Source organism: Sphingobacterium sp. KH_072 (genome assembly GCF_057837975.1).
Genome location: NZ_CM174457.1, coordinates 652637 through 664890, shown reverse-complemented (window position 1 = coordinate 664890; position 12254 = coordinate 652637). Strand labels below are relative to the sequence as shown.

Here is a 12254-nt window from a genome sequence, read left to right as displayed (position 1 = left end):
GATATACATATTTTTAAGGAGGGCAAAGTTACGGATAATTAACAGATTATTGGGTATACTATACTATCTTACCAACAACCGCCTTCCCATCCAACGGGTCTTAAGATAAGGATACATAAATACAGCCATGAGCACCAATACGGCACCAGCATAAAAACCGGTACTCATCGCTTCTTTCTGACCAAAGATGATCAAGGCTAAGATAATACCGTAAACAGGTTCTAAATTGGTCGCTAAAGCTACCGTAAATGCCGACAACTCACGCATCACTGATACGGCCAATACATAAGCCACCGCGGTACAACCTACTCCAAGAATAAGTAAGTAAACGATATCTGATTGATTGAGCATCATTTGCGCATCAAAACCACCAAATACACCTAACAGCACACTGACACCAATCACTGCACCAACCATTTCATAAAAACTGATAATTGTGGGATCCGCCGTTTTTACCATCCGCGCATTAAAGGTGGCGAAAATGCTAGCGCACAAGGCCGCTAATAAACCGTAAACAATTCCCCAGAAATACTGAAATTCAAAGGTGAAAATGAGGTAAATTCCAAAAATAATCAACAGACCAATCAGCACGTCTGAAACTTCAATACGCTTGCGATTAATGAGAGGTTCTAACACAGCAGTAAACAGCGTGACAGAAGACAAGCTCACCAGCGTGACGGAGACAGTAGAAATCTTTATAGAGTGAAAGAAAAGCACCCAATGCAAACCCACAACCAAACCAACACCTAAAAATTGCAGCATCTGCCTGAGCGGTACTATCACCGGTTTCTTGGACCAGCATAAATAGATGAATAAGGAGATCGCAGCAATCAGCACGCGGTACCACACCAAGTGCAAAGCCGATACGGATATTAACTCGCCCAGCACACCTGTAAAACCCCAGATCAACACCGTGAAGTGCAGAATCAGCACATTGCGACTAGCGCCAGATTTAGTCATTATTAAAAAACAGAAAACAGAAAAAAAATTACTTGGGAGCCTTGAACATTAAGTAAATACTCAAGACGAGGAATAGCACATTGGGAATGAGGACAGAGATCAAGGGATCTAATCCTCCCTTTACGGAAAACATGGTAGAAAATCGTTCTAAAACTACATAAATACAGCTCAAACCAATACCCACACCTAGACTGACCCCAATACCACCACGCACCTTTTTAGAAGATAGTGATACGCCAATAAGCGTAAGGATGAAAGCAGAAAAAGGGTTGATAAAACGTTTGTACTTTTCGAGCAACAATTCGTTCATCATACCGGTACCACGCGTTTCTTCTTTTAAGATACGCTCATTGAGATCTGCCTGACTCATGGTCGTAAATACGTTCTCATAAATCTCAAAATCTTTCGGTCGCATATCTAGTGTCGTATCTCGCTGCTCGCCAGCTTCCATGCGCTCACGAAGTCCATCTATGTGTCGTACGGTATAATTATGAATGGACCATTTGCTGGCAACAGAATCCCACGTGATCCGATCGGCCATAAGTTTTTCCGTCAGGATATCGCCATCAAATTTTTCGATCGTAAAGTTATATCCTACTGCCGTTTTCGTTTCGAACGTACCCATATACACATAGGTATTCGAATCCAGTTGCATGTGCGTGGAGGTAGATGTGGTGCTCACCTTTTGCGGTTTTACGTACACATTCTCGAAATCCACTTTCACCTTGTTGGTAAATGGGATAACATACAGGTTAGACAGCAAGATCATGCCGCAGATCAATCCTGCACAGAACATATACGGGCGAAGGAGACGGTAAAAGCTCATACCGCCGTTCAGAATAGGAACGATCTCCGTCTGATCGGCCATCTTCGACGTGAAAAATATCACCGCAATAAAATTAAGCAGTGGAGTGAGCATATTGATGAAAAAAGGCAAACTACCTACCGCATAATACAGCGTAAAAACCTGCGTCATGGTGGCGCGGTTCTTATTAAAATCGTCTACCTTCTCCGAAAAATCGAAAATAACAATCACCAAACAGAAGATGCATACCGTAAACACAAACGTGGTTAGGTACTTCCCAATGATATAGCGATCAATAATTTTCATCTTGAGCTTACAAACGTTGATCTAATACTTTGACCATTTTTTCTTTCCAAGCATAGAAGGTACCGTCAATAATCTTTTCACGTGCTTGTTTTACCAACCATAGGTAGAAATGCAGGTTGTGCAAAGATGCGATCTGCGCACCCAATATCTCCTGTGAGCGAATCAAATGACGTAAATAGGCTTTGCTATGCACCTGATCCACCAAAAGATCACTATTAGCTTCGATCGGACTGAAATCATCCGCCCATTTTTTATTCTTGATATTGATAATGCCTTCTTTGGTAAATAGCATACCATTACGTGCATTGCGCGTCGGCATCACACAGTCAAACATGTCGATTCCCAAGGCGATATTTTCCAAAATATTAACCGGTGTACCCACACCCATCAAATAGCGAGGTTTGTGCTCCGGCAAGATCTTGGTGACCACCTCGGTCATCGCGTACATCTCATGTGCCGGCTCCCCGACAGACAATCCGCCAATCGCATTGCCTTCTCTTTCGAAGGAGGCAATCACCTCTGCCGACTTTTCGCGCAAGTCTTTGTATACAGATCCTTGCACGATAGGGAACAGCGTCTGATCATAGCCATACAGCGGCGTAGTAGAATCAAAACGATCGCAACAGCGTTTCAGCCAACGATGCGTCATGTCTATTGAACGGCGCGCATAGTTGTAATCACAAGGATACGGCGTACACTCATCAAAAGCCATGATGATATCTGCGCCGATAATCCGCTGGGTATCCATCACGTTTTCTGGTGTAAACAAATGCTTGGAGCCATCAATGTGCGAGCGAAAGGTAACTCCTTCCTCTTTGATTTTGCGCACCTCGGTAAGAGAATATACTTGATAGCCGCCAGAATCGGTCAAAATTGGACCTGTCCAATTATTGAATTTGTGCAATCCACCAGCCTTTTGCAAGACATCCAAACCCGGACGTAAATACAAATGGTAGGTATTGCCTAAAATAATCTGAGCTTGTATATCGTTCACCAATTCGTGCATGTGCACGGCTTTTACCGTAGCAGCAGTGCCGACTGGCATAAATATAGGTGTCTGTATCGTACCGTGTGCGGTCTCCATCTCTCCGGCTCGAGCCTTGGAGAGTTTGTCTTGTGCTTGAAGCGTAAATTTCATCTATTCCCTCTAAACGAGTGCAAAACTACGATTATTTTCGGCAGAAAACTGGCTTGCTACAGCAATCTTAAGAATTATTAACAGCGGGAAAAACAAGCTCCCCGCATGCAGTTACGGCTTTACCGTTTAGTGAGGCTTTTCAACAAATCGTTATCGATCGTGATGTAACCTGGGTAGAAGATATTCGTTCCGCCAAGAGACATAGAAGGTTTGATTTTTAGAACAACGGCTCCTTGGCCTTCTTTCGTTAGTAAATCGGATAACAAACCTTCAATACCACGGTTCTCATCGACCACGCCAAACAAGTTTGCATTAAAAGATAGTGGCACAACAGCGCTCTCTCCTTGGTTCAGGCGTACCACGCGATCCACGGTCCCTTCGAAAAAGGGTTTGCCTTTAATTTCGATCAGGTATTTAAAAGCATTTATGCCGGTCACGTTAGTCGTCGGATTACTCACCTTCATATTCACGACCGCAGCCAAAGGCAGATCCTTGCGTAGGATACCCAAAGCCAATCCGGGAAGTGCATTCATATTTAAGGACGTGCCATTACCTTCTAACAAGCCTTGCGCTGAGCGACCTGCAATCGTCAGTCCGCTAATCGATTCTACATCATAATTATAGCTTTTTAGCATGTCCACCTGCTTGGCAGGATTCAAAGATCCACAGGCAGAAAGCAATACCGAGATCATCAATAATACCAATAGAAGTGGCGTGTGTTTGTGTGTCATGAGTTGTGTGTTTTTATAGCCATCTAATATAGCAATTTTATGCTTAGACAAAGTCAAGGCAACTTGGTTTACGCACACCAAAGGTGTATTACAAACTTTTCTTACGGATAGGAGCCGTACAGCAGTAAATAGCATTATCTTTGCAGCTTATGTTTTTTCCAACCGACGCGATCTATTCTTACTGGCCGTATGCCGCATACCTATTTCTCGGGATATTTTTTTGTATTCAGCTATATTATACCCTTTTTGTATATGGTAAGCTGGCCGCTCATCGCATCGTAGAAAATGCAAACAATCAAGCTTTGCCACCGGTATCGGTGATTATCAGCGCATACAACGAACAGGATAATCTCACCAAGTTCTTACCACTTATTCTTGAGCAAGAATACGCAACCTTTGAGGTCGTCGTAGTGAATGATTGCTCCGACGACGAAACACAGTGGTTGCTCCGAGAAATGGCTTCTAGGTATTCACACCTTAAAGTCGTGGACATTGGCGAACACATCCGACTCAAGCATACCAAAAAATTCACCCTCACTATTGGAATAAAAGCGGCAAAATACGAACATTTAGTTTTTACCGATGCCGACTGCGAACCTGCCTCTCTACATTGGCTACGCGCTATGGTAGCACCATTTGCCGAAGGCAAAGAAATTATATTGGGCTATTCTCCTTACTTCAAACATCAAGGTTTGCTCAACAAATTGATTCGCTTCGAAACCACGCACACCGCTCTGGCCTACCTATCGTACGCGCTAAAAGGCGATGCATATATGGGTGTCGGAAGAAACTTGGCATACACTAAATCTCTTTTCTACAAAGGCAAAGGGTTCAATGCGCATATGCACATCAAATCGGGCGATGACGACCTTTTTGTCAATCAAAATAGTAATTTGGTCAACACGGGCATTGCTATTTCGGCAGATGCACATATGTATTCTGTACCCAAACTTACCTGGAAAAGTTATTATAAGCAAAAAGCCCGACACGCCGGTGCTTCGGTGATGTACAAAACACGTCACAAGTGGATGCTAGCGACCCAGTTAGTATCTGCCATACTATTTTACATTTCTTTAGGCGTTTCAGTAGCTTTACTACCCACTATGTGGTACGTGCCCTTATCGGTGTATTTGTTGCGCCTAATTGCACAATACAGCGTGTATAGCTATACTTTTCGTAAGCTAGCCGTGCGAGATTTGTTAGTTTGGCTGCCGCTTCTCGACCTACTCTTTTACTTTTTCATTTGCCTGAATGGCTTATTTAATAGAAACAGGAAACAAACATCTTGGAAATAATATGAATCCATCCGTAGACATTATCTTCACTTATTTCCCGCACTTGAGCGAGATACAAAAAAAGCAATTCACACAATTAGCCGAGCTCTATCCTTTTTGGAATGACCAGATCAACGTCATCTCCAGAAAAGACATGGATTCCCTTTATCTAAAACATGTGCTCCATTCTTTAGGCATTGCCGCCTATGTACACGTGTTTGCTGCTGGCACACGTATTTTAGATGTGGGCACAGGTGGCGGTTTCCCAGGTATCCCTTTGGCGATCTTGTTTCCAGAGGTACAATTTCATCTCGTCGATTCGATTGGCAAGAAAATAAAAGTCGTTCGCGAGGTAGCTCAAGCGTTGGGCTTGACCAATGTAGAAGCGGATCACATACGGGCAGAGCAATTGGATTATAAATATGATTTTGTGGTTTCCAGAGCGGTTACACGTCTCAAGGATTTTCTTCCTTGGGTAAGAAACAAGATACAAGCGCAAGATAAAAATGGTATCCCTAACGGAATATTATACCTAAAAGGAGGCGATCTGCGCGAAGAAATAAAAGAAGCCAAAGTTACTTCAGATCTGATTCCACTTACAGATTATTTCAAAGAGGAGTTCTTCGAAACGAAATACGTGCTGTATATCCCGATGTAAGAACGATTTTTGAAGCTAAAACACCATCCCTATCTATCGAAAAGTGGTGGTGTTTTGCTTATTATTGGCAAGGCCAAATATTCGCGGATATACATCGTCGAATCTTGGAAATTCTTCAATCGTTTAAATAAGTAATCTAATTGATCGTACTCTTCTGCGCTTACCCACCAGCTATAATCAGGCTGATAATACCGTCGAAAATCCTCCAGTTGCTGACCTTCTAGTTTACTAAGTTGTTGCGTTAAAGGGTACCAACTTTGCTTCACTTTATCACTTTCAAACCTGTCTTTCAGCACTTTTTGCAGGCTTCGCGCTTGCTTTCCTGTTTTGGAGAAATGATTATAAAGCTTATTAATATTAATCAGCAGTACTGGCGGAAATATATTCACAATAAACATATCCTTATTATCTCCATTAAAATAGATAATTCTGTACTTACTGCTATCACGCTTAAATTGCTCTTCGGGAGTAAGCACCTCATGCTTAATGACGACTTCTTCAATGCCAATTGTATCCTGCAGCAGCACAACTGTAGCGTTAGCAGCCACTTCTTTATTTGTAGGCGCTGCAGCAGGCGGATTCCAGTTAATCCCCAAAATGACAGGAAACATAAGAAAGAGAAGCGAACGCAACATGTCACAATCGAATTAGGCCAACCCCATCAACAAACGGCCCCGTATACTACGCTTCCTGCGCAGTAATCTCTCGGCCGATCAACAGCACTTCTTCATCCATCCCAAATAAAGGCAATCCCGTCTCTGGGTGAAGTTTCAACCAAGCAGTCTCCGTATCACGTATGATCTGAACGTACTCTTTACCGTCTTTAAAGATGGTGTAGGTATCTTTCTCATCTGGAAAAACCGAGTAATCTACTCCATTAATCGCTATGTCGAAAGGTTCTGGCGTATTCATTTCCATGGTAATCGTATTTTTTGAATAGATTTATTTTACAGTCAAAGATAAGATAAATCGATTGTTGAGTATATTTTACATATAAACTTTGATATTTCTTTAAATAAACTATATTTATCTTTAAAAGAAACTAAATGGGTTTGGTACATAAAATAGCTTTAGGCATGATTCCGGGAGTGGGCCCTCGGTTGGCAAAAAATCTCTTACAATACTTGGGCAGTGCTGAAGATATATTTAGCGCTTCAGCTCAAGATTTAATGGCAGTAGCAGGCATCGGACCAGTATTGGTAAATACCATCTTACAACGCGATTTCATGCAGCGAGCAGAGCGGGAAAACGATTTTATCGAACGTCATGATATACAACCGCTCTGGATTGGTGATCGCAACTACCCACATCGATTACAAACCTGTGATGATGCGCCCCCACTCCTGTATTATAAAGGAAATACCAATCTCAATAATCGTTATATCGTAAGCATTGTGGGTACGCGCAATGCCACCACCTATGGAAAACGACTTTGTGAAGATTTGATTCGGGAGATGACGGATCTGGAGCCGCTCATCGTAAGCGGACTCGCCTACGGCATCGATGTGATAGCACATCGTGCTGCGCTGTCTTGCGGATTACCGACAATTGGATTACTCGGACACGGACTGGATCGCATCTACCCGGCGGCGCATCGCGACGTAGCAACAAGCATGCTAGAAAACGGTGGTTTATTAACAGAATTTCCCTCGGAAACAAAACCGGAAAGGGCGCACTTCCCGATGCGCAACCGCTTAATTGCTGGATTAGCAGATGTAACCATCGTAATAGAGGCTGGCATTAAAGGTGGCGCATTAATCACTGCCGAAATGGCAAATAGTTACAATCGCGATGTTTGCGCTTTTCCAGGCGCCATTCATCATACGTATTCTGAAGGATGCAACTATTTGATCAAAACACATCGCGCTCACCTGATTCGCCATGCAGAGGATCTTCGATATCTGATGAATTGGGAAAAATTCAGTCCACATAGTCAAGCAAAACAGCTATCTCTCCTTCCACCTTCGCTTAATAAAGACGAGCAAAAAGTATTTGCGTATTTGCAGCAAATGGAGCAAGCCACTGTCGATGAAATCGCGATGCATCTGGATTGGCCGCAGAGCAAATTGGCCATCGTATTGTTAGAAATGGAAATGAATGATATCATCCTTTCGCTACCCGGAAAAATATACAGGAGCATAATCACCTAACCACCGACAGCAAACCACACAATTTTCTAACTGTAAATCAAGCAGCTAGCGACAAAGCACATTTTTAATTTCATTGCTATCATTTTTTTCCTACTTTTGCCGTGGGTAAGTCCTTTACGACCAGCTCCTGTTGACTCCCCCAGGTTGGGAACAAAGCAAGGGTATATGGTTGAGCGGTGCGATAAAGGTAGCTTACCCATTTTTTATTTTCTTTTTTGTAGCGCTTATTTCTAGCTACAGGTATCTTTTCCAGAGATTTTCTTCCCACATTGTAATTCGTACTTTTTGACGTATCCTACGCTTGGAAAGCAATATTTTTCGTTTCTTTGTAGTTCGTTTAAAAAATTGCTATGAGTTGGTTTAAAAGAAATACGGCGGGAATCGTCACTGCTACAGAAAATAAGAAGGAAGCGCCAGATGGGATGTGGAACAAATGTCCAAACTGCAAAAAAGCACTTTTGAATGTCGAGCAGGTCGAAAACAGCTATGTTTGTCAATACTGTGATTACCACATTCGGATTGGTTCAGCCGCTTATTTCTCCATACTTTTTGACAACAACGACTTCCAGGAGCTATTTGCCAATATGCAAGCAGGTGACCCGCTTAACTTTGTAGATAGCAAACCATACAAAGAAAGATTGTTGGAAAGCCAAGCAAAAACTGGCTTAAAAGACGCTATACGCTGCGGACACGGAAAGCTCGAAGGGCAAGACATCGTCATTGCTTGTATGGACTTTAACTTTATTGGCGGATCAATGGGTTCGGTCGTAGGCGAAAAGATTGCACGCTCGATTGACTATGCTTTAGAACACAAAATTCCATTTATGCTTATTTCTAAGTCTGGTGGTGCGCGCATGATGGAAGCAGCTTTTTCACTCATGCAGATGGCAAAAACATCCGCCAAATTGGCTTTATTAAGCAAAGCTAAATTACCGTATATCTGTTTATTGACCGATCCGACTACTGGCGGTGTCACTGCTTCTTACGCCATGTTGGGCGATATCAATATCGCAGAACCCGGTGCATTGATCGGCTTTGCCGGCCCACGGGTAATTAAAGAAACTATTAAAAAAGATTTGCCGAAAGGCTTCCAAACGTCTGAATTCGTATTAGAACATGGCTTCTTGGATTTCATTGTCGATCGCAGACAGTTGAAAACCAAATTGGCTACTTTCTTACGTCATGTGAACTAGGGGAAATCTATATTACATAGAAAAGGGCACTCGGTGAAGTGCCCTTTTCTATGTAATATTTACCCGCTATTCTGCTACTTGAATATATAGACAACTTTCATTAAGTTTGTTATTGATAGAAACACCGGCAATGCCATACAAAGAACGCGAAATAAACAAATTGTATTATACTATGGGTGAAGTGACCAGCATGTTTGCTGTGAATGCTTCCCAAATTCGTTTTTATGAGCGGGAGTTTGACATCATCCAACCCAAAAAAAACAAAAAAGGCAATCGGCTATTTACACAAGAAGATATCTCCAATTTGAAGATCATCTTCAATCTGGTAAAAGACAAGGGCTACACCTTGCAAGGTGCTCGGGAATTTTTACGCCAGAATAAGAATGAGGCTCGAGAAAACCAACGCGTCGTCGAATCGCTGGAAAAACTAAAGCACTTTTTACTAGAAGTGCGCGACAGCTTGTAAGTGATCGTTTGTCAACGAACATTTAACTCAATCACTTCCATATTTTCTGCCCGATCACCGACAATGTCGAAACGCATCAGCGTACGCACCTTATGCCATCCTTGCTTGCCAGCTGCGCCGGGATTAAGGTGCAACAATTGCAGTCGGGCATCATATTGTACTTTTAGGATATGAGAATGTCCACTAATAAATAATTTAGGAGGATTTCGCTGAATATCGGCTTTTACCGCCGGTGCATACCTGCCCGGATATCCGCCAATATGTGTGATCCACACATCCATCTCTTCACAGGTAAAACGCAGATGCTCGGGATACGTCTGCCGTATATCTTGCCCATCAATATTTCCATACACGCCACGCAATGGCTTAAAAGCAGCCAACTTTTCCGCCACTTCGCCATTTCCAAAATCACCCGCATGCCACACCTCATCACAACCATCAAAGTGATGAAAAACGGCATCATCTAAAAAACTATGGGTATCCGAAAGCAAACCAATTTTCATGAGGATAAAGTTAGTTTGCTTCGAGGTAGATACCAAACATGGCGGCACTTTTACACTTTAAAAAGCGAGAAAAAAATCTTTGAGCAAGGTTTTATAGGCCGTGCTATAAACCCCTTTAGATTCGTAAATTATAAAATTGGAATGATTTGTTTGAACCTCATTCTTACATCTACTTAAACGAATAATGCAGCGAATACAAGGCGAATCAACAAAAGAGGAAACAGCTATGTTTCGCTCCAGCACAAAACCTAAGTCAGATGCCTTCGCAATCACGGCATCGGATAATTCGGGTGGTAAAATCAGCTCCATCGCCCCTATCGCAGATAGGTGCACCTGCGCATAGCGTAGCAGATCATCGAAGAAAGTCATATCGGTGTGCCGCGCTTGCTTTTTGCGCGCATCGGGATTGTGGAGTGTATTCACGTAAAATGGCGGATTACTCACAATCAGATCAATCGGAGTTGCCAGTTTAAAATTCTGAAAAGCACCTTGCCACACCTTAACCTGATTCGAGAAAGGAGATTGCTGTGCATTACTTGTGGCAGCTAAGGCCGATGGTTCATCGATTTCTACGCCGGTAATCTGCGCGTTGGCAAATCGTTGCGCCAGCATCAATGCAATAACACCGGTACCTGTACCAATATCTACTATCGTATTCGCATCTTCTGCTTGAGTAAGCGCCGCAAGCAGTACACCATCTGTATTAATGCGCATGGCGCAGCCAGTTTGATCTACAGCAAAGCTTTTGAAACGAAAAATACTCATCGCTGCAAAAATACATTTTTACTGCCAGTGTAGACATTTGTATATTTGCTTAAACTTTTTCAAAGTTTACAGGTCTAAGTAGTAGTTTTTTCCATAAACAAACAACATCAAATTATATGCACCGACTATATACGCTATATAGTGTTTTCTGTCTTTCTTTTTTAGCACTAGCTGTTCCGGTTATGGGACAACAGAGCGCATCGCAAGAATCATCTTGCGAACGGGTAACCGAGGCTGCCCTTCCCAAAATTGTCAGTTTACTAAACAATAACGACTTCGACGCCATGGAGCAGGTTTTACAAACCATCGAAAGCAATTGTGGGCCAAATGAAGTGACACAACGAATTCGTATCATTGGTCAACTTATTCGCAAGCAACCGACTAAACCGGCTATTCAAAGCTATATTCAGCAAGGTAAGGATGATGAGCTCATGATCCGCTGGGATAATGCCTCGGAAAATAATTACCAAAACATTTACAGCAAAAATAAAGCAATCTATCACTATGTTCCACTGCGTCATAGCGTGGATTCGTTGATCCAACTGAAAGCTGCTGCCATTATTGGCTCGGATTTATACAATCTCAATGAGATGGAGGAAGCCATCGCTTACCTTTTCTCCGATCATATTAGCACGTACCTAATTCGCATGCAAAAAGAAAAACCGGTGACGCGCATGGAGCAAATGCAAGAGGTCGAATTATATAAAATGGGTTGGGGTTTTGCCGCCAGCATCGGATTGTATCGCCCCGTGAACGCTGTTAATCCGGTATACAATAATCTGGCTATTTACGGATTCTCTTTCATTAGCCCATTGGCCAATGATTGGGTTTTTGATGGTTTCTTTAAATACCGTCCGGCAGGGAACTCCCGCGTTTTCGAATATCAAACGGAACCAAACAGCAATCAGCCTGATCTATTAGAACCGCTGACGACTTATATGTTTGGTGGGTCCGCCGGATATAAGTTTTTGGACATGGGCAAGTTCCTGATGATTGGAAAGGCTGGAGCTGCATATGAAATGTCGTACAACAGATCTCTTAATTTGCGCTATGGTGATGGTTACCCAGTATATGTGACCAGACCGCAGACCTTTAACCTTTCTACAGGTATTTCTGCCATGCAACACGTGGGCCGCACAAGCTTTATTGGCGCGCAAATTCAATACCACTATTCGCCTTATAGCATCGATAGTAGATTGGTTACGCCAATCGCATCCGATTACGTGAGTTTCGAATTATTCTTTAAGTTTTAACGAATCCACATACCACATTACAAAAGAAGCTGGCTACATGAGGTATCCAGCT

Annotated in this window: 14 protein-coding genes and 1 other RNA gene; 7 read left to right on the top strand and 8 right to left on the bottom strand. The window is 42.6% G+C overall.

Annotation, left to right across the window (positions count from 1 at the left end):
- Positions 1–63 precede the first annotated feature (63 nt).
- The 4 genes from AC3IRT_RS03135 to AC3IRT_RS03120 form a co-directional block, all read right to left on the bottom strand.
- Positions 64–960 carry a DMT family transporter gene (locus AC3IRT_RS03135; RefSeq protein WP_489395084.1) on the bottom strand — a complete coding sequence of 299 codons (897 nt, stop codon included), beginning with the start codon at positions 958–960 and terminating at the stop codon, positions 64–66.
- A 28-nt stretch (positions 961–988) separates the two neighbouring features.
- The gene (locus AC3IRT_RS03130; protein WP_489395083.1) at positions 989–2071 is read right to left on the bottom strand and encodes an LptF/LptG family permease; all 1083 of its coding nucleotides are present in this window, start codon (positions 2069–2071) and stop codon (positions 989–991) included.
- Between the two features lie 7 nt (positions 2072–2078).
- Positions 2079–3209 (bottom strand): tRNA guanosine(34) transglycosylase Tgt, encoded by a 1131-nt coding sequence (gene tgt / locus AC3IRT_RS03125; protein WP_489395082.1) that lies wholly within the window; start codon positions 3207–3209, stop codon positions 2079–2081.
- Positions 3210–3328: 119 nt separating this feature from the next.
- Complete coding sequence (locus AC3IRT_RS03120) at positions 3329–3940, bottom strand: hypothetical protein (RefSeq protein ID WP_489395081.1); 612 nt, start codon at positions 3938–3940, stop codon at positions 3329–3331.
- Positions 3941–4089: 149 nt separating this feature from the next.
- On the opposite strand from AC3IRT_RS03120, the gene AC3IRT_RS03115 reads away from it, so the two are divergent.
- Complete coding sequence (locus AC3IRT_RS03115) at positions 4090–5235, top strand: glycosyltransferase (RefSeq protein ID WP_489395080.1); 1146 nt, start codon at positions 4090–4092, stop codon at positions 5233–5235.
- A 1-nt stretch (position 5236) separates the two neighbouring features.
- Positions 5237–5872 carry a 16S rRNA (guanine(527)-N(7))-methyltransferase RsmG gene (rsmG, locus tag AC3IRT_RS03110; protein WP_489395079.1) on the top strand — a complete coding sequence of 212 codons (636 nt, stop codon included), beginning with the start codon at positions 5237–5239 and terminating at the stop codon, positions 5870–5872.
- Between the two features lie 29 nt (positions 5873–5901).
- On the opposite strand, the gene AC3IRT_RS03105 is transcribed toward rsmG, so the two are convergent.
- The gene (locus AC3IRT_RS03105) at positions 5902–6483 is read right to left on the bottom strand and encodes a hypothetical protein (protein WP_489395078.1); all 582 of its coding nucleotides are present in this window, start codon (positions 6481–6483) and stop codon (positions 5902–5904) included.
- Between the two features lie 70 nt (positions 6484–6553).
- Positions 6554–6790 (bottom strand): hypothetical protein, encoded by a 237-nt coding sequence (locus AC3IRT_RS03100; RefSeq protein WP_489395077.1) that lies wholly within the window; start codon positions 6788–6790, stop codon positions 6554–6556.
- Between the two features lie 128 nt (positions 6791–6918).
- On the opposite strand from AC3IRT_RS03100, the gene dprA reads away from it, so the two are divergent.
- From dprA to AC3IRT_RS03080, 4 genes are all read left to right on the top strand, one after another.
- Positions 6919–8022 (top strand): DNA-processing protein DprA, encoded by a 1104-nt coding sequence (gene dprA, locus AC3IRT_RS03095; RefSeq protein ID WP_489395076.1) that lies wholly within the window; start codon positions 6919–6921, stop codon positions 8020–8022.
- A 103-nt stretch (positions 8023–8125) separates the two neighbouring features.
- Positions 8126–8223: signal recognition particle sRNA small type (gene ffs, locus AC3IRT_RS03090), an RNA gene on the top strand.
- A 149-nt stretch (positions 8224–8372) separates the two neighbouring features.
- On the top strand, positions 8373–9215 hold the full coding sequence (gene accD / locus AC3IRT_RS03085; protein ID WP_489395075.1) for an acetyl-CoA carboxylase, carboxyltransferase subunit beta: 843 nt from the start codon (positions 8373–8375) through the stop codon (positions 9213–9215).
- Positions 9216–9345: 130 nt separating this feature from the next.
- Entirely contained in the window at positions 9346–9681 is a 336-nt protein-coding gene (locus AC3IRT_RS03080) for a MerR family transcriptional regulator (RefSeq protein ID WP_489395074.1), read from the top strand.
- An 11-nt stretch (positions 9682–9692) separates the two neighbouring features.
- Here the strand turns inward: AC3IRT_RS03080 and AC3IRT_RS03075 are convergent, their stop codons facing one another.
- Together AC3IRT_RS03075 and AC3IRT_RS03070 are read right to left on the bottom strand one after the other, a co-directional pair.
- Positions 9693–10184 carry a metallophosphoesterase family protein gene (locus tag AC3IRT_RS03075; protein WP_489395073.1) on the bottom strand — a complete coding sequence of 164 codons (492 nt, stop codon included), beginning with the start codon at positions 10182–10184 and terminating at the stop codon, positions 9693–9695.
- A 57-nt stretch (positions 10185–10241) separates the two neighbouring features.
- The gene (locus AC3IRT_RS03070) at positions 10242–10949 is read right to left on the bottom strand and encodes a tRNA1(Val) (adenine(37)-N6)-methyltransferase (protein WP_489395072.1); all 708 of its coding nucleotides are present in this window, start codon (positions 10947–10949) and stop codon (positions 10242–10244) included.
- Between the two features lie 182 nt (positions 10950–11131).
- Between AC3IRT_RS03070 and AC3IRT_RS03065 the strand changes: the two genes are divergently transcribed.
- Positions 11132–12202: a hypothetical protein gene (locus AC3IRT_RS03065; RefSeq protein ID WP_489395071.1), complete on the top strand. Its 1071-nt coding sequence runs from the start codon at positions 11132–11134 to the stop codon at positions 12200–12202.
- Positions 12203–12254 lie beyond the last annotated feature (52 nt).